This window comes from Pontibacter sp. SGAir0037, assembly GCF_005491705.1.
GTDB lineage: Bacteria > Bacteroidota > Bacteroidia > Cytophagales > Hymenobacteraceae > Pontibacter.
Genome location: NZ_CP028092.1, coordinates 2,339,460 through 2,356,680, shown reverse-complemented (window position 1 = coordinate 2,356,680; position 17,221 = coordinate 2,339,460). Strand labels below are relative to the sequence as shown.

The window sequence follows — 17,221 nt, the reverse complement described above, 5'->3', positions numbered from 1 at the left end:
TTTATAGCAGAACTTTTTCTTATCCAAAGCGGAGCGTAAACGCTGTGCCTTCTCCCTCTGCAGATTGTACCTGTATAGTGCCACGATGCAGCATGATGATTTGTTTACACAGGCTGAGCCCTATGCCGCTTCCTTGTTTTTTGGTGCTGAAAAAAGGGATAAAGATTTTTTCCTGCACTTCTTTAGACATGCCGGTACCATTATCTCTAACACGGATAACTACTTTACCATCAGTAGCTAAAGAAGCAGATAAAGTAATGAGAGGATTTGTTTTAGCTTTAACCGCTTCTATGGCGTTTACCAGCAGGTTAATCAGTACCTGGTCCAGCAGGTTTGGGTCGGCCTGTAGCGAAATGTCAGGGTCGCTTACTATAATTTCAAGTGAAATATGCCTTTGCTCAAGTGTTGGCTGCATCAACCCTTTCAGGTTCGAGAAAAGCTCTTTCACCGCTATATGTTCCAGGTTAAGGGTCGTAATTTTGTTCAGGTTGCGATAAGTTTCTGCGAAGCGTAGCAATCCTTCGCTTCTTCGTTTAATCGTGCTGATACCGACTTCCAGGTCTTCTATGTCATCAGCTGTAATTTGTGTATAGTCTGTTTGGTGCAGGCGGTTTTTCAAAGTGTCAGCTAAAGATGAAATCGGTGCCACTGAGTTCATGATCTCGTGTGTCATAACGTTCAACAGCTTTTGCCACGCAAGCGATTCCGTTTCGTCCAATGCCTCATTTATATTTTGAAATGCCACAAGTTTGTAGGTATGATCATTATTTTGAAAAGAAGTGGCAGATAAAAGCACTTTAGAATATCGCTTCTCAATATAATCTGTCTGTGCAGTAGCTATAATGGTATGCCCGGGTAGCAGGCGTTGCACTGCCGCATATAAGGCTTCATCTCTTTTCTTTAAGGCATGGATACTTTTCAGGAAAGGCACATGCAGCAATTTTTTTAAAGATTCATTCATCAGTACCACCTCGCCGTTTTCCAGATTATAAGTTAAAATACCTGTGTTTACCAGCTCCATTATCTTTTGCAGGTTCTGGTATTGTGTTTCTCTTTCGCGGCTGATGGTTTTAAAGGTATAATTGATCTGGTTGAAGCTCTGGCGGAGTACCTGTAAATCTGTAGATGTATTTTTTGTATTGTAGTTCCTGGAGAAGTCCCGGTATTGAACGGCCTCGATAAACTGAGCGAGCTCATCCTGTGCCTGATGCAGAAATCGGATCAGTTCTATTACCTGGAACAAGAGCAGGGGTAAAATAAAAACCAGGAGTTCAGCACCATTATTTACAATAGCAATGCTGGGGGTGCTTAAGGTAATGCACAGCAGCAGAACCCGCAGAATAAGTTTTATTTTAAAACCTTTAAAGTTCATACTTGTTCAGGCGTCGGTAAAGCGCTGTTCTTGTTATGCCAAGTTCTTTGGCGGCTTTGCTCAGGTTACCGCCGTGTTTTTCAAGTACCCGCAGTATCGTTGCCTTTTCCAATTCTTCCAGATTCGTCTCTTCCTGCAGGAGTTTTGCTGCCGGAGCTGATTCGATGGGTGAAAAAAGAATATCGCCGGCTTCCAGCACTTCGGTATCAGCCATAATAACGGCTCGCTCTATCGCATACTGCAACTCCCGCACATTACCCGGAAAATGATAATGCAACAGCTTTTCCCGGGTCGATTTGCCCAACTCTGGCACAGGCTTCATATACTTTGAGGCGTATACCTTTATAAAATGATTAGCCAGAAGTATAATATCATGCCCGCGTTCCCGAAGAGGAGGAATTATAATTTCTACGGTATTGATGCGGTAAATCAAGTCTTTACGGAAACGCGCCTCGTTTGCCAGGTCAGCAAGAGGGAGATTGGTGGCACAGAGCAGACGCACGTTAATGTCTGTAGGTTCGTTAGAGCCTAACCTGATAACCTGCCTGTTCTGCAAAACGCTCAACAGCTTCGACTGCTGGTGCAGCGAAATATTCCCAATCTCGTCCAGGAAAATAGTGCCTTCTTTTGCAGCCTCAAAACGGCCAGCTCTATCTTCACGTGCATCTGTAAAGGCCCCTTTTTTATGGCCGAACAGTTCGCTTTCGAAAAGCGATTCTGTGAGCGCGCCCACATCAACTTTTACAAAAGGTTTATCAGCTCGTCGGGAGTATTGGTGAATGGCTTTGGCCACTAATTCTTTCCCTGTTCCATTTTCACCCAAGATAAGAATATTGGCATCTGTGGGCGCTACTTTCCTTATTTTGAGAAGGATATCCTGCATAGCCCCTGATTCGCCTAACAACTCCGTTTCTACTGTTGCCGTTGACTGCTTGGACAAGGTTATTTTAGGTCCGGCCTCTTTGCTGTGAAGGGCATCAGTTATGGTAGCTAGAAGCTTTTCGTTATGCCAGGGCTTTACCACAAAGTCAAACGCCCCATGTTTTAAAGATCGTATAGCAAGATCTATATCGGCATAGGCTGTAATCATAATGACTGCTGCCCTCGATTTCATCTGCCGGATCTGCTGCAGCCAGAACAATCCTTCATTTCCAGTATTTAGGGCGCTTTTAAAGTTCATGTCCAGCAGGATCACATCAAACGCTTGCTGCTGTAACAGCGAAGGCAGGCTTTCAGGGTTTTTCTCCGTGACTATTTCCTTTACCTGTGGCCTTAACAGCAGGCGCACTGCTGTCAGTACATCAGTATCATCGTCAACAACCAGTATGGAGGCCTTTTTTAACAGCATAAACAATACATATATAGCTGCGAAAGAAACTATAATTATGCCATTATTACAACAAGCTGACTATGAAGTAGAAGTGCTTTTTTGATGTGGCGTTAAGTGTGCGATTTTGCACACTTAACGCGCGCTTTTGCACAGAAATTTATCTGTGCAATTATATAGTTTACTGATAATTAATAAGATATGGTTGTGGCACTTGTTCTGATAGATGTCAGAAGAGCAGCTATGCTTTCCGATTTCAGACAGAACTATTGAAAAGAACCCTGTAAATTTACTATTATGTTTAGAAACTATTTCAAAACAGCCTACCGAAGCCTCTATCGCCACAAGGGATTTACCTTCATTAATATAGCAGGTCTTGCTTTGGGCTTAACAGCATGCCTGCTAATTGGCTTATTTGTGTATGACGAATTACAGTACGACAAATTTTTGCCGGAAGGAGACAGGGTATACCGGGTTTACAACGACATGTCAGCAAAAGATGCGGGAGAGGTGATGGTTTCGGTACCACCCATGTTTGGTACCACTTTAGAACAAAGTATACCGGAGGTGGAAACTGTTGTGCGTATATTAATGCTTCAGTTTGATGCGAATAACCTGGTAGAAGTGGGGGAGAAGAATATCTACGAAAAAGGCCGCTTTTTTTCTGACCCGGGATTTTTTGAAATCTTTCAGCTTCCGTTTATTTATGGCACACCAGATAAAGCTCTTGCTGACCCTTCATCTATAGTGATATCAGATAAGTTTGCCCTGAGAGCCTTCGGCGAGATCAATCCTGTTGGAAAGGAGGTAACCGTTAATAAACTTCCATACATCGTAAGAGGTGTTTTTAGTACTACGGAGCGCTTTCATTTGCCTGTGAATTTTGTGTTTTCGCTAAAAGCTGCAGAGTTGCCTGCCGAGCGTATGAAAAATTGGGGATGGCAGCAGTTTTACACCTATGTTAAACTTAAGAAGGGTGCAGATCCAGCACTGGCACAGGCAAAGTTCAGAGAGATTGTTAAACAACAGATCGATCCGGATCGGCATGAACCCTACAAGTACCTGCCATTCCTGCAGCCCCTGAACGAGGTATACCTGTACTCTGCTAATTTTAAGTTCGACCAGTCTATAAAAGGCAATATAACGTATGTGAGGGCACTTGGTATCATTGCCTTTTTCATTTTACTCATAGCCTGCTTCAATTTCGTGAATCTTGCCACTGCCAAGTCGATGCAGCGTGCAAAAGAGGTGGGCGTAAGAAAGGCGATAGGTGCTAGCCGAGGCCAGTTAATATTCCAGTTTATCGGAGAAACGGTTTTGCTTACCCTTATCAGTGTTATTTTCTCTGCGGCACTGACCTCTCTTATTCTCCCTTCACTCAATGCTTTTACCGGTAAAGAAATGCAGTTTAATGTGTTCACTACTCCTGCTATTCTTTTGCTGTTGCTTCTGCTTACACTGGTGGTGGGCATACTGGCCGGTTTTTATCCGGCTTTGGTTTTATCCGGTTTCAAGCCTGTAAAAGTTCTTAAAAGTTCGGTAGTTGTAGATGCTAAAGCAGGTAAGATACAGTGGCTTCGGCATGGGCTAATTGTGGTGCAGTTTGCTTTGTCAATTTTTCTGATCATTTGTGCCTCCATTGTACATAGACAGGTGTCTTACCTGCACAACAAAGACTTAGGCTTTAATAAGGAACAGATTATGTTCTTCACGATGAGGGGAGAGAATATGTTCGAAAACTATGAAACCTTTAAAGGTGAAATACTGAAAGGCACAGGAATTAAGGATGTATCCATCGGCTATGGTTTTCCCGGTGATGCTACGGCAGGTGATGGGGTTATTGTTCCGAAAGAAGGGGAGAAAGAGCATCAACCGGTCTCCATGCTCATGGTGGATTTTGATTATATCAACACACTTGATATTAAAGTAGTGGCAGGGAGGCCTTTTTCCAGAGAATTTAAAACGGATGCAGATCATGGGTTCATGCTGAACGAGACCGCTGTGAGAAAACTTGGTTACGGCACTCCGGAAAAGGCGCTTGGGCAGACCTTGTACTGGCCTACGTGGGATAACCCTGATTCGCTGAAAGAAGGAAAAGTAATTGGTGTAGTTAAAGACTTCCACTTTAAAAGCCTCTACGACGAAATGGATCCGACAGTACTACAGATTTACAGTGGCGCTAATATTAAAGTGGCAGTAAAAATGGAGCCTGTAAATATTAGTGGTGCTATAGACCATGTGAAAACGGTTTGGAGCAAATTCTCACCTGACTATCCGATAGAATACATCTTTATGGATGAGAACTTTGAAAAGATGTATAAGGCCGAAGATAAATTAAAGTCGCTGCTAACTATTTTTACAGCCATTGCCATTTTTGTAGCCTGCCTTGGCCTTTTCGGACTGGCAGCCTATTCAGCAGAACGCAGAAAAAAAGAAATCGGCATCCGCAAAGTATTAGGAGCCGAAACCTCTTCTATTGTTACGCTGCTCTCCAAAGACTTTCTGAAGCTGGTTTTGGTGGCAGCCCTTATAGCTTTTCCATTGGCCTGGTATGCGATGCAACAGTGGCTGCAGGATTTTGCTTATCGCATCGATATTCCTGTATGGATATTTGCTTTTGCAGCACTGGTGGCGGCTGTACTGGCTTTCATTACAATCAGCTACCAGGCTGTTAAAGCCGCAACAACTAATCCTGTTCTGAACCTGAGAATGGAGTAGCAGTTAAATATGCTATAGGCACATGATCTGCTTTGTCACGCTGGCAGTTCATGTGCCTATAGCATATCTTTACCTTAAAATAGTGGCATCTAAATACCTGAGGAATACTTTAAGATAACCGCTTTTCCTTTTTTGCTACCCTCGCTCGAAATAAACATTTCCCCTTTGCTGTTAAACGTTAAGCCTTCGGCTTGTCGTAACTGGGCTTTATCCAACACAACTTTCTTTTTAATGCTTCCATCATTGTCCAAGGTTATCAGGTAATAATTCTTAGCATCCAGAAGGTATAATTCTCCTGTTATAGGATGCACTTCCAGTGACGACGGCTGTAGCACATCATAAAGGTTCTTATGTTTTTTGGGGTTATGAGCGAGTTCTGGCTGCTCCAATGAAATTTTTAGCAGCGGAGAAGCTTGCATCTTTTTGCCTGATAAAGAAAAAGCATAGACCCCTTTATAGTGGCCCAGTTTCTCGTCGTACCCTTTGCAGGCTATCAGTAATCTATTGGCTTTTTTATCGTAGGCAAGGCCTTCTGTATCTTGTGTAGGAGCCAGAACAGAAGTATAGGATTTTGTTTTCGGGTTACCGTTTCTGAAATCTGACACTTCAAGAATAACTCCGTCGCTTCTCAATACATAAGCCGTCTGGCCTACAATTACAATCTCTTCATAGTCTCCGGGTTGTGCAAAGGGAATCTTTTGCGTTATGTTTTTCTTTTCAAGATCGTAAAGAAAAATAATCCCTTCTTCATCCTGGATGCAGGCCATTACATTATCCTGCACCAGCGCAATACCAGATACTTCCCGCAATTCAGGTGGCAGTTCCCAGTGTGCTACAGGTTGTGCTAGACTTCCTTTGGAGGTTTGCTGCAGCAAAGTCAAACCTTTAGCCGCCGGATAAATGCTCAGGTAAGTAACAGCAACGTTAGCCGACGTTTCAGGCTGTTGCATGCCTTTGCTGTTCGGTAAAAAACAGATGCAGGAGAAAAGAAGGAAAGCCAGTGATAACATCTTTAGTTTCATCAATTGAACACGTAAGGTTAAACAAAATATGAAGGACACTAAAGTAGAGGCTGAATCTGGAAAGAATTGGGAATGAAAACTTCTTGTGAAAAAGAACCTAACATCACTTCACCTTTAAATCCAGCCGCATGATATGTTTATCCTGGTAAGTATAGCTGATTTTAAAACCATACAAAGCTGTTATCGCCTTCACAATTGGTAAGCCCAAACCGGTTGAAGTAGGATTTTGCCCGTCTCGCTGGAAACGCTCAAACATCTTATTCGTGTCTAAAGAGCTTCCTTTACCGCTATTTTCTATCAGCAGTTGTAAAGGGCTAACCTTTACCAGCACATAGCCTCCTGTATGGTTATGAATAATAGCGTTTTTTAAGAGGTTGCTAAGCAGAATAGTAGCAAGATCCGGGTTCATGGCAACCTGGCAGACACCATTTTCTTCTACGGAGAGCGTAATGTTTTTAAAAGCAGCCTGATCCGAAAAGTCCTCTGCAAGAGATTGAAGTAGCTGGTTCAGGTTTATTTCTTCCTCCACGTGGAACTGCTTGTTTTCAATTTTAGAAATTAGCAGTAAAGATTTGTTTAACCTTGCCATGCGTTCCAGGTTGTGTATACTGCTGGCTAACAGCTGCACCTGATCTTCAGTAAGGTTGTTTTGCTCCAGCAGTAACTCCAACTTGTTTAGGCTAATGGCAAGAGGTGTTTGCAGTTCGTGTGAGGCATTCTCGATAAATTGTTTTTGGCTGAGGTAGGTGTTGGTTGTATTCTGAAGCAGCTTTGCTACCGCATGGTTCAGCTCCTTAAACTCAGCCACATTGGTTTCCTCAAACACAACGGTGTCCTGTTTTTCTAGGCGATAGTGCCTGAGCTGTTGTAGCAGGGAGTAGAAAGGCATCCAGATCCTTTTCAGAAGAAAATTGTTTAGTAAAAGAATGGTGGCAATCAAGCCTAGGTAGAGCCACAGAATAGAGTATAGCAGGTCTTCTATCAGATCGTCGGTCTCAATCATGGTGTTTACCACGCGCAGCTCATAAAACCGGTTGTGCTGTCGAAATACAGTGGTCAGCATGCGAACAGGTTCATAGTCCTGCTCGTTTTCCATAAACATGGTGGTATCGCTGTAAATGTCTCTGAAGCTGAGTGCGTGAGGGGCAGCTACCGGCTTAATAGAGTAGTTATCTTCATCAAAACCAGTTTTGTGCAGAATAGTGCTGTCTACTTCTGCTCTTTTTATGATGAGGATCTTATAGTTTTCCAGCCCATCGTCCAGGCTGTCGTAAATTTCGTCGAGCAGGTTATAGTAAAATAAACCGGCCCAGCCCGTGATAATAACAAACAGAGCTGCAGCAAAATAACGAAGGGTATGGTTGAGTAACTTCATAAGAGCAGCAGTTTATAACCAATGCCGTAAACTGCCTGTATTTCTAATTGGGCATCATGCTCCTTCAGTTTTTTCCGGAGGTTTTTTATCTGGGAATAAATAAAATCGAAGCTGTCTGCCTCATCTATCTGGTCGCCCCACACATGCTCGCCCAAAGCAGTTTTACTTACCAGGCGGTTTTTATTAGAAACAAAGTAGAGCAGAATATCATACTCTTTCCGGTTCAGCACCAGTTGCTCCTGGTTTACATATACTGTTCTTTCATCCGGGTCTATGCGTAAATTGCCCAGTTCAATAATCCGGTTTCCTTCAAACTTCCTTCTGCGTAGCACCGATTTTACCCTTGCGTGCAGCTCTGCCATGTGGAATGGCTTTGGCAGGTAATCATCGGCCCCTAAATCCAAACCGGCTACCTTATCGTCTACGGAGTTTTTTGCTGATACAATGATCACTCCCTGTGTAGCATCCAGCTTTTTGAGTTCTTCCAGAATCACTAAACCGTTTCCGTCAGGCAACGAAATATCCAGCAGGATGCAGTCGTATTGGTAGAGGTTTATTTTTTCAAGAGCAGCGTCAAAAGTGGTGGCCGTTTCTACTACATACTTTTCTTCCTCCAGCGACCAGACAATGTTGCCCAGCATGTCGGGTTCATCTTCTATAACAAGTATTTTCATAAGCCGCTAAAATGATCAGCAATTCTGAAAAGAATCTGGAACAGTAAAAATAGTTTATTACACTTTGCAGCCTTTGCTTTTCCCGCTTAGAGGAGAGCTTGCCAGTACCTGGTTGAATTACCTTTCCTCAGAAGACAGCCAGCTAAAAGCGGCATCCATCTCGAAATGTACTTTCGTTATACCCTTCAGATGTTCTGCGCTTGCCTGTGCCGGCTTTTCATACACTTTATCAGGGCTGGTCATAACAAAACATTCAGGCGCCATTACAATAGCAAACCTGCGGAGTTGAGACTGTAGTAATGGCTGCATTTCCTGCACCAGCCAACCCTGATTTTCGGGAAGCATTTCTTTTATTTGTCGCGCATCAGATAGCCAGTAGTGTGCTCCCTTTCTTAAGGCCACATCAATAGCTAGCTTATAAGCATTTCTGAACTGCTGCTTTTCAGGAGTTTTCAGAAAGGTAAGGTGCAGAAGCGAAGCACTTTTTGAGTATTGAATTTGTAAAACCGCATCCGCGTATAAACTCTCCAAATTTAATTCAACCATTCTTTATGCTGCTGCAGTTTCTTGATAAGGTAATAAACAACTAAGGTGTAAATCTAATTTGTTTTCATATAGCATGCAAAATGTTCCTGCCCCTGAAGCTTTGCCGGTAAGAGGCGCCCCTTTTTTATACCCAACTATTTTAATATGTGGAGTAGCTTGTCGGGAGCAGGAAATTTCAGCAGCTTTTCCAGCTTTTATATTAATTTTGCATCCCTCTATAAAAGCTAATGTTTTTGTGCTCTGTTAAAAGCTGAAAGGGAAGAAGGAGGTAATTGGCTTTTAAAAGAATAAATTCTTTATGGCGACTGTCGATACAAACGATTTCTTTAAAATTCAGCGGAGTTCTGCCGAAATAAAATCAGAATTGTTAAACGAGTTCTTCAAGTCCTGGTGCAGTACCATGCTACAGGGGCAGCGCTACAGGTCTTTGCCAACGCTTGCCTTTATCGACCTCTATGCCGGTGAGGGGAAGCCAGAGCACGGAAAGCCGGCTACACCTGTTAAAATTCTGAATAGTATTTTTGGCTCCATCGAGAAGTATAACCTTAACAAAACTGTCAGGACTTTTTTTAACGACGAAAAGCAGGCCGTTGTAGCAAAACTTAAAACCAATCTCGAACAATTGCCATACTACGATGAGTTGGTGCATAAGCCGGTTATGCTGCAGGAGGAAGCTAACTTTAGTTTGCTGGTTAAACTGCTTGGCACCGATACGCCCAGCCTGCTTTATCTAGACCCGTTCGGCTATAAATTTTCGCAGCAGCTCCTGTTGCAGAGTATCCGAAGATGGGGGCTTGATTTGTTTATGCTGTTTAATCCGGCCAAGGTGCGCACGGCTATTCTGCAGACAGAGCAAGGAGACCTGTTGCTGGATATCTTCGGTCCTGAGCGGGTTGAAAAGATCAGGGAGTTTTGTGAGCGTTACCAGGATGCTGCCCAGCGGGAGGATTTCATAATGGATAGCTTTGAAGATATTTTCCGGGAAAAAAGCTACAAGACATTCCGTTTTAAAATAAGCCTGCCTAAGAAACACCAAACGGGGCACTACATCTTTTTTGTATCGAAAACAGAAGATGCTTACATGAAAATGAAGGAGTTGCTGCTCATGTACAGCGATTACCAGGAGGACGGCGTGCCTTTATTTGGAGCCAATATCAAACATCAGCTTTCCCTGTTCCAGGAGCAGTACAGGTATTCTATAAAAAATCTTGTTACTGAGCTGGCTGCTAAGGCCGGTTATTATCACAACCTTCCCATCGAGAGTATCTACAGGCACCATAACATCGGCACCAATTATATCAGGGGGAATTACAAAGAAGCTTTTGAGCAGCTCAAAAAAGAAGGGGTAGTGGAAGCCATCAATCCTGTTTCAAGGCAGCCAATGAAGAAAGTTAGTTTTTCATCCATCATAGCATATAAGTAAGTACCTCATAAATTGTTTGTGAACTTGACTTGTTAAAGCAGTCTGGAACAGCAGGATTAAACTTGTTAAAGTATTATTTTTAATAAATCTAAATAATGATAAAGCCTGCAGTTTATTCCCTTGTTTTATGTTTGAAAATAGCTCTGTATTTAATTAAAGCCTGTTCTTTACTTCTTTATCTGGTTTGTTTACCCTGTTTTGCTAGCTGTGCATCCTGCTGTTTCGGTTAATAAAGTACAATATCTGAAACCTGAATGGCTTGGTTAGGAGTATAAGGTTCTATAACTGATGTAGAACTAAAATATTCGATATATGGAAGCTATTTGCAATAACTGTAATCACTGGGAACAGAAACCGGAACAGGTGAAAATAGAAAGCGACGCTTTTGGTGTATGTGATGAACTAAGTGGCAAGACTGGTATGAATCCGGAGTATGTACTGCCGCTGGTGCACGATGCTGTGATGGAAAACAACACACCGCAGCAATTCGAAATGATTACCGGTGCCCAATTCGGCTGTAATCACTTTAGCGAGCGTAGAAGCTGGATCTAAATACCTATTTTATACATGCCGGAGGCCCTGCTTTAGTATTGCAATACTAAAGCAGGGCCTCCGGCATGATGTGCATATGCTAGTTTCTGCGGCCTTTGCCTTTCTTCTTTTTCTCTTTGTTCCGTTCCGCCTTCATCTGCTTATATGCATCATTCGAAACAGTTACTGTATAATCAACAGATGTCAGAATGGTCAGATCGGCATCGAAATCATATGCGGTGGTTAAATAGAGCACTTTGAAAGAGTTCAGCTCATAGTCATCGCCGTTTTTGTCGTATACTTTAAAATCATATTCTCCTTCTGCAGCGTTTTTGTCAACTATCAGCGCCAGGCAGTCGCCTGTCAAAATAAGGGGAGTATCCAGTTCATCTATATAATTGAATTCCTGAAAATACTTCCCGTCTTTTTTTGAGGTAATGTATTCTACCTTATCAATGTGTACTTCAATATCCTGGTTTTGTGAATCTCTGGTGGCTTTGATCCGGCCTATATCTCCAATCAGTTTCATGTCTGCTCTTTTGTGCGAAGATAAGAAAGATACACGTAAGATAGGAAGTACACTTTTTCCTAAGCTAGCAGTTTCGCTTTACAGGCAAATATTGCCTTTGTTGAGGATGCGGATAACATCTACAATCTTGCTGGCCTGACCGGCTTCCAGATCAAGGGCAGAGTAAAGGTATTCTATCAGTTCTTTTTCCTGGTCAGCCACCACACAATCGGCTAAGACAAGCTGAATGGTTTGTGCAAAAAGTGTTGCTTTGTTTTCAGGAGATATCCTATCAACTGAAATATCGATCATCTGTTTACTGCCGATCTGGGCATGTGCATAAAATACCTTTTTGCTGTAAGCCAGCACATCGTGCCCTTCAAACAAGGACTTGCTTGCCAGTGTTTGTGCCAACGCTTCCAGTTCTTCGTCCGCTACGTTTTCATCCACGGCTATACAGGCGTGCATAATGGCAATCCAGGCTTCCTGTTCGTTCTGGGGTGTGTAGTGATACGTAGCAGGTGCTAAGTTTCCTGTTGTGTTAAAAATACCTTCCATTTTCAGATGCTAAGCTAGACCTCTTAAACGATACTTAATTCTGCTATATTTTGTTTTATACTTACATAAGTAGGTAGTAACAAGCAAGAGGTCAGGCTGCAGAAGGTGCAGGCCATTTAAATCAGGCTTTTATAAATGGTATAAGCAGAGATAAGTATAATAAGGTTACCCACCAGCAGCATGAGCGTTTTAGGCTTCACGCGTTTAGCCATAACCGCACCAATAGGAGCGGCCAGCACGCCTCCGATAATCAGCCCCAGTATGATAGGCCAGCTGTCTATCCCCACAAAAAACAAAAACACCCCGGTGCTGAAGAAAGCCACAAAGAACTCTGCTGTATTTACTGTTCCTATCGTTTCTTTTGGAGTTTTACCCTGAAAAATAAGATTAGTAGTTACAATCGGTCCCCAGCCGCCACCGCCGATGGCATCGCAGAATCCACCTACAAAGCCCAGAAGCGAAACCCTTTTTGCAGCTTCTTTTGGCTGAACAGGTTTAAAACTTTTCACAACCAATCGGATCCCCATAATTAACAGGTAAGCTGAGATATAAGGCTTGATAACGCCGCCATCAAAAAAATCAGAGATAAGCCAGGCTCCTATTACAGCACCAATCACACCTGGCACCACAATCTTGAGAAACAGCTTCATGTTTACATTTTTAAGGAACAGGTGCGAAAGGCCTGATACACCTGTAGTGAATACCTCTGCGGTATGCACACTCGCCGAGGCTACAGCTGGCGATATGCCGAAATTCAACAGCAGCGTAGAGCAGCTTACGCCATAAGCCATTCCCAGCGTACCATCCACCAGTTGGGCCAGAAAGCCGGCTACCACAAACATGAAGAAGCTGCTGTTAACCGGCAAACTGAAACTGCTGGCATCCCCATCAGTTAGTATCTTTATAACCAGAAAGGCCACCAATGCCAGCTTCAGCAAAATAATAAGCTTGCCTATGTGTCTAAGTGATAATTTATTTGTCATGGTTCTGGAGGTTTATCTTGTGAAAAATGCTGAGTCTGGTAATATCTCTGTTAAAGAAGTCTTTGCCGCTTGCCCGTTGCTGGTACCAGTTCATATAGCCCAACTCAACAGCCAGGGCGGGTGTTATGCCGTATTGCAGCCCTGCATATATCCGGTTCTGATCGAAAACATTTTGTGTAACAGATTTGCCTGCATTCAGCATTACCTCATCGTGAACAACCAACCGCAACTCGTGGCTTTCCGATTTCAGGACCGGTATTTCGCCCTGTAACCTGTAGCGCAGCCTGTAGTTGAAGTTGTAGCCATCTGCCAGTTTATTATCTTCTACTTTGCGTATGAATCTTTGCTCCACCATGTACCTGTGGTTCATTATTAATTTGCCAAAGGTTTGCTTCAAAGTAATATCCTGCTGCCCTCTTAGCTCTGGTATAACCAAATCAATTTCTGCCTGCGGGTCCTGTGGATGTTGCAAGGCATATGTTATTCCACCTCCTGCAGTTAAAAGAGGGCTTATGGTATACCTGATCTGTGAGCGCATCACCAGGTGATGTTCCTTAACCGGAAAGACAAACATGCGGTTATCAATCTCAGACTGCAGCAGCCATTTCGGGTTTAAGCTAAGCTGGTTTTGATAGCGCACCCAGAACAGGTCCTGGCGCACCACGTTTTTTTGTGCTTGTACTAAAGAGGAAAACACAAACATCACAACCACACAAATTATTAGTCCTCTGTACATCCTTTTTTTGCGCAATATATATTAAATCTACCAATTTAGTATAGATTAAAAATCTATTTTTTAAAAATATGTTTTTTAGCTTTATAAGCTATTGATGTTAAATTAGATAATGCTTTGTCTGAAGAAAAATTTTAAATATGCAGTACCTGGTTTATACGTTAAAAGTAAAAAAGTAGAGGTCGTGGGTTTATGCACATGAAAGAAATTATAAGGCCTTCTTTCCGGCTGATAATGCACTGAGGCTGCCGGGAAAAAGGCCCTATAATACTGGAATATTTCATGAATCAAATCGCACAGGCTAGGTGGCTGTTTGCCGAATAGGAGGTAAGCCTGTTACTGTAAGCTATAGTAAGCCGATCTATAGTTTATATCTGAAGGTAAGCCCGTATGTTCTGGGGTCGCCCAGTACTCCGGCATAATGCCCGACATTACCTGCCGCAGGTAACAGTTGCTCAAAGTAGTCTTTATCGAGGAGGTTTCTACTCCAGACAAAAACCGATAAACCGTCCATAGCTCTGAAACCCAGCCTTACGTTAACAAGATAATAAGCCGGGATGTTCAGGTATCTGGATGGGGAGGAGCTGGAAGAGAAGGATGAGCGGTAATACGTGTCGAAGGCAATGAAAAACCTGCCATTCTGCCCAAGTATTGTTCCGGTGTTTGACAATGCTTCTCCTGAAACGGAGCCTGCCCATTTGGAAATGCCAGGCAGTATACCTCCTGAGATGTCTTTAAAAGCTGTTGGACCGCCTGTTTCTTCAAGCGGAACCGGGGCATTGGTAAAAGTGAGGTACTTCCCATCTGTATAGGCCAGAGCGCCGTTCAATGTCAGGTTAGTGTTAACTTTGAGGCTGCCATCCAGCTCCACTCCCAATACCCGCACTCGCTCTGCATTTGCCAGGTAGCCCCGGTTAACACCTACTTCGGCCGTTTGTACCTGTGCCTGGTAATCTCTGATGTTGGTGTTATGGAATACTACATTTAAGGTTGAATAAGGAGTTGGTGTTGTCTTTATACCTGCTTCGATATGCTTTACATATTCTGGCTTAATGCGCGCCAGTTCCGTCATAATTCTACCGTTATCGGTGGGTAAGCCGCCTAAGTTAAGGCCAACAGGTTTGTAACTGGTGGAGTACGTAGCAAATGTATTAATAGCTGTTGAAGCTTTATAGGCCAAGGTCAGCTGTCCTGAAAAGTTCTTGTCATTTGCATCGGCGGCAAAGGCCTGGTCCGTATAAACAGCCCTTTTAAGGGCTATCAGGGCGGGATCGTCTGTTTGCAGCCCGCCATAGGTTTGTCTGTTAAAATCTACCTCTTTCTGGTCGTAATTGTAACGGAGGCCGGGCAACAGACGCAGTTTATCTGTAATGGCCCAGTCGAGCTGTCCGAAAATGGCGGCTCCGAAAGTCTTTAATCTGGAGGTTGTTCGGATGCCGTATCCGTCAAAGAGGCCCGGCGTTTGCCAAAGGGTGCTGGTAGAGCTTTGGGAGAAGCGCCATTGGGCGGCACCTGATTCTTCTGTATGTACTGGGTCTGTTTTTAGGTCCTGGGCAATGGCAAATACGCCTATTACGCCACTCAGGCTAGAAGAAATATTGCCTGCATAACGGACTTCCTGTGTCCACTGCTGGTGTTTGGAGGTGGCCGCCGATTTAGAAAGCACAGGCAAACCTGTAAAGTCTCTGTCGTTCGATGGGTCCCAGTTCCAGTAGCGCCAGGCCGTAGTAGAGGTAAGCGTGCCTGCGCCAAAATTGGCATCAATGTTCAGGGAGATACCGCCCAGGTCGTTGCCCGACCGCCAGGGAGAGTCGTGGTCTACAAGGCGGTCGAAAGGGTTCCGGCTCGGAAGATTGTAATCAAGGTCTTTAATAATTTGCTCAAACTGCCTGTATTCCGAGCGTAGAGTAGGGGCAACACCTGCAAATACCTGGGCATATCCGTCGGGGTTTTGGCTGGAGGCATCGCCTGCCAGCGTAACTTTAAAGTTATCGTTGGCTTTGAACAGCAACTGCCCCCTGAAACCAAGATTATTTAAATTATTAAGCGGTTTTTCTGTGGCTACATTGTAAAGCACGCCATCTCGCTGTGTGCCGGAAAAAGACAATCTGCCGGCTAGTTTGGAGCTGATGGGGCCCGTAACTGAGGTTTTCGACTGAATAAAGCCGTAGTTACCATAACTCACCTCAAAGTTGGCGCCAGGGGTAAAGCTAGGAGCACGTGTGGTGATGTTGAAAGCGCCAGCCGTAGTGTTTTTGCCGAAAAGGGTGCCCTGTGGCCCCCGTAGTACCTCTATCTGCTCAATATCTATAAAATCGAGGGTGGTTGCGGCAGGGCGTGCATAGTAAACACCGTCTACATAAAAGCCAACACCCGGATCTATACCATCGTTTGTCAGGCCGAATGTAGAGCCTAAACCCCTGATGTTTAGTGTTGTGTTGCGGGGGTTAGAAGAATACAGCTGCACGGTAGGCACAAGCTCTTTTACACGGTTTACGTTAAAAGCACCTGCATCCTCTACTGCCGCCCCACTAATAACTGAAATCGGTATCGAGACTTCCTGGGCTGTTTCACTTCTCCGCCGTGCTGTAACTACCACTTCACTCAGATTATTATCGAGTTCAAGTAATATGGTCAGGGGAGAAGCGGGAAGTTGTGTAATCTGTATTTCCCGGGCTTTGAATCCTACAGAACTGATACGGAGCACAAATGGAGGGTCTTTGCGGGCAGACAGGCCGAAATGACCGTTTTGATCAGCGTTGGTGTGAATGGTAGTGCCTTTAATAACTATAGTGGCTGCTACAACGGGGTTCCCGTCAGCATCCTTCACAGAGCCTTCAATAACTTGTTGGGCAAGCGCTAGGTTCGTCCATAGCCATAAAGGCAGGAAGAGTTGTAATACTTTTTTCATGGTTAACATTTACAGGTTTAAATAGATGTATCGGTTTAATGTGATACTACTGCCTGGGAAGATATTATGCAGGCCACTGAAGAGATTAATTATATTTTGTCTATAGAATAAGTAGACAAATGTAATTAACTTTTTAAATCCGTAAATAATTTTTTAATATTTTCTTTAGGAAATTTGTTTTGCGCTGGTTAAAAGCACTTTATGAGGGGTGCAATTACTCCTCTTGGTGCTCGACTATAACAAGTTGCGTATGCCATACTATAGCTGACGGCCTCACAAGTATATATACAGCTGTACCGTTACCGCAGTAAAAAACGACAAAACATCAGAGAAAACCTTTTTAACCTGTTATAATGAAGTGGATAACAAGCGAGCGACTAAAAATGACAGGTTAGCCTGCCCTTGGGTAATAAAAAATTTTATAGACCGGGAAGCTGAATTTTTCTTTGTTCCTGCAAATGATGTACTACAGAGAGGTTTGTAAATGGATGCTATTTCACTGGGGGCCTTCTGCAGTCATTTAATCTCTTTCTGTTCTAC

General features: G+C 43.5%; 15 protein-coding genes. 4 read left to right on the top strand and 11 right to left on the bottom strand.

Annotation, left to right across the window (positions count from 1 at the left end; all coding sequences use genetic code 11):
• Positions 1-19: 19 nt before the first annotated feature.
• Positions 20-1,372, bottom strand: coding sequence for a PAS domain-containing sensor histidine kinase (locus tag C1N53_RS09540; RefSeq protein ID WP_137759087.1), 1,353 nt, complete (start codon positions 1,370-1,372; stop codon positions 20-22).
• On the bottom strand, positions 1,362-2,720 hold the full coding sequence (locus tag C1N53_RS09535; RefSeq protein WP_137759086.1) for a sigma-54 dependent transcriptional regulator: 1,359 nt from the start codon (positions 2,718-2,720) through the stop codon (positions 1,362-1,364). The genes C1N53_RS09540 and C1N53_RS09535 overlap by 11 nt, the downstream gene beginning before the upstream one ends.
• 276 nt (positions 2,721-2,996) lie before the next feature.
• On the opposite strand from C1N53_RS09535, the gene C1N53_RS09530 reads away from it, so the two are divergent.
• A complete protein-coding gene (locus C1N53_RS09530) occupies positions 2,997-5,417 on the top strand; it encodes an ABC transporter permease (protein WP_137759085.1) in 2,421 nt (806 codons plus the stop codon).
• 89 nt (positions 5,418-5,506) lie between these two features.
• On the opposite strand, the gene C1N53_RS09525 is transcribed toward C1N53_RS09530, so the two are convergent.
• From C1N53_RS09525 to C1N53_RS09510, 4 genes are all read right to left on the bottom strand, one after another.
• Entirely contained in the window at positions 5,507-6,367 is an 861-nt protein-coding gene (locus C1N53_RS09525; RefSeq protein WP_240773444.1) for an SdiA-regulated domain-containing protein, read from the bottom strand.
• A gap of 175 nt (positions 6,368-6,542) precedes the next feature.
• Positions 6,543-7,814 carry a HAMP domain-containing sensor histidine kinase gene (locus C1N53_RS09520; protein ID WP_137759083.1) on the bottom strand — a complete coding sequence of 424 codons (1,272 nt, stop codon included), beginning with the start codon at positions 7,812-7,814 and terminating at the stop codon, positions 6,543-6,545.
• Positions 7,811-8,488 carry a response regulator transcription factor gene (locus tag C1N53_RS09515; protein WP_137759082.1) on the bottom strand — a complete coding sequence of 226 codons (678 nt, stop codon included), beginning with the start codon at positions 8,486-8,488 and terminating at the stop codon, positions 7,811-7,813. Before C1N53_RS09515 ends, C1N53_RS09520 begins: the two co-directional genes overlap by 4 nt.
• A gap of 117 nt (positions 8,489-8,605) precedes the next feature.
• A complete protein-coding gene (locus C1N53_RS09510) occupies positions 8,606-9,034 on the bottom strand; it encodes a hypothetical protein (protein WP_137759081.1) in 429 nt (142 codons plus the stop codon).
• Between the two features lie 298 nt (positions 9,035-9,332).
• Here C1N53_RS09510 and tcmP point away from each other — a divergent pair, with 298 nt between their 5' ends.
• Positions 9,333-10,457, top strand: coding sequence for a three-Cys-motif partner protein TcmP (gene tcmP, locus C1N53_RS09505; protein WP_137759080.1), 1,125 nt, complete (start codon positions 9,333-9,335; stop codon positions 10,455-10,457).
• Positions 10,458-10,769: 312 nt separating this feature from the next.
• Positions 10,770-11,009: a hypothetical protein gene (locus C1N53_RS09500; RefSeq protein WP_137759079.1), complete on the top strand. Its 240-nt coding sequence runs from the start codon at positions 10,770-10,772 to the stop codon at positions 11,007-11,009.
• A gap of 79 nt (positions 11,010-11,088) precedes the next feature.
• Here C1N53_RS09500 and C1N53_RS09495 read toward each other — a convergent pair whose 3' ends face one another.
• From C1N53_RS09495 to C1N53_RS09475, 5 genes are all read right to left on the bottom strand, one after another.
• A complete protein-coding gene (locus C1N53_RS09495) occupies positions 11,089-11,517 on the bottom strand; it encodes a hypothetical protein (RefSeq protein WP_137759078.1) in 429 nt (142 codons plus the stop codon).
• A 78-nt stretch (positions 11,518-11,595) separates the two neighbouring features.
• A complete protein-coding gene (locus C1N53_RS09490; protein WP_137759077.1) occupies positions 11,596-12,054 on the bottom strand; it encodes a TerB family tellurite resistance protein in 459 nt (152 codons plus the stop codon).
• Between the two features lie 116 nt (positions 12,055-12,170).
• Positions 12,171-13,037: a sulfite exporter TauE/SafE family protein gene (locus C1N53_RS09485; protein ID WP_137759076.1), complete on the bottom strand. Its 867-nt coding sequence runs from the start codon at positions 13,035-13,037 to the stop codon at positions 12,171-12,173.
• Positions 13,027-13,773: a DUF2490 domain-containing protein gene (locus tag C1N53_RS09480; RefSeq protein ID WP_137759075.1), complete on the bottom strand. Its 747-nt coding sequence runs from the start codon at positions 13,771-13,773 to the stop codon at positions 13,027-13,029. Before C1N53_RS09480 ends, C1N53_RS09485 begins: the two co-directional genes overlap by 11 nt.
• Positions 13,774-14,131: 358 nt before the next feature.
• On the bottom strand, positions 14,132-16,681 hold the full coding sequence (locus C1N53_RS09475) for a TonB-dependent receptor (protein ID WP_137759074.1): 2,550 nt from the start codon (positions 16,679-16,681) through the stop codon (positions 14,132-14,134).
• 358 nt (positions 16,682-17,039) lie between these two features.
• Here C1N53_RS09475 and C1N53_RS09470 point away from each other — a divergent pair, with 358 nt between their 5' ends.
• On the top strand, positions 17,040-17,165 hold the full coding sequence (locus tag C1N53_RS09470; protein WP_240773443.1) for a chromate resistance protein ChrB domain-containing protein: 126 nt from the start codon (positions 17,040-17,042) through the stop codon (positions 17,163-17,165).
• Positions 17,166-17,221: the final 56 nt, after the last annotated feature.

What these genes read in the sequence shown, in the direction of transcription:
- C1N53_RS09540 (WP_137759087.1), bottom strand. Translation starts at nt 1,372, where the DNA reads ATGAACTTTAAAGGTTTTAAAATAAAACTTATTCTGCGGGTTCTGCTG.
- C1N53_RS09535 (WP_137759086.1), bottom strand. Translation starts at nt 2,720, where the DNA reads ATGCTGTTAAAAAAGGCCTCCATACTGGTTGTTGACGATGATACTGAT.
- C1N53_RS09530 (WP_137759085.1), top strand. Translation starts at nt 2,997, where the DNA reads ATGTTTAGAAACTATTTCAAAACAGCCTACCGAAGCCTCTATCGCCAC.
- C1N53_RS09525 (WP_240773444.1), bottom strand. Translation starts at nt 6,367, where the DNA reads ATGCAACAGCCTGAAACGTCGGCTAACGTTGCTGTTACTTACCTGAGC.
- C1N53_RS09520 (WP_137759083.1), bottom strand. Translation starts at nt 7,814, where the DNA reads ATGAAGTTACTCAACCATACCCTTCGTTATTTTGCTGCAGCTCTGTTT.
- C1N53_RS09515 (WP_137759082.1), bottom strand. Translation starts at nt 8,488, where the DNA reads ATGAAAATACTTGTTATAGAAGATGAACCCGACATGCTGGGCAACATT.
- C1N53_RS09510 (WP_137759081.1), bottom strand. Translation starts at nt 9,034, where the DNA reads ATGGTTGAATTAAATTTGGAGAGTTTATACGCGGATGCGGTTTTACAA.
- tcmP (WP_137759080.1), top strand. Translation starts at nt 9,333, where the DNA reads ATGGCGACTGTCGATACAAACGATTTCTTTAAAATTCAGCGGAGTTCT.
- C1N53_RS09500 (WP_137759079.1), top strand. Translation starts at nt 10,770, where the DNA reads ATGGAAGCTATTTGCAATAACTGTAATCACTGGGAACAGAAACCGGAA.
- C1N53_RS09495 (WP_137759078.1), bottom strand. Translation starts at nt 11,517, where the DNA reads ATGAAACTGATTGGAGATATAGGCCGGATCAAAGCCACCAGAGATTCA.
- C1N53_RS09490 (WP_137759077.1), bottom strand. Translation starts at nt 12,054, where the DNA reads ATGGAAGGTATTTTTAACACAACAGGAAACTTAGCACCTGCTACGTAT.
- C1N53_RS09485 (WP_137759076.1), bottom strand. Translation starts at nt 13,037, where the DNA reads ATGACAAATAAATTATCACTTAGACACATAGGCAAGCTTATTATTTTG.
- C1N53_RS09480 (WP_137759075.1), bottom strand. Translation starts at nt 13,773, where the DNA reads ATGTACAGAGGACTAATAATTTGTGTGGTTGTGATGTTTGTGTTTTCC.
- C1N53_RS09475 (WP_137759074.1), bottom strand. Translation starts at nt 16,681, where the DNA reads ATGAAAAAAGTATTACAACTCTTCCTGCCTTTATGGCTATGGACGAAC.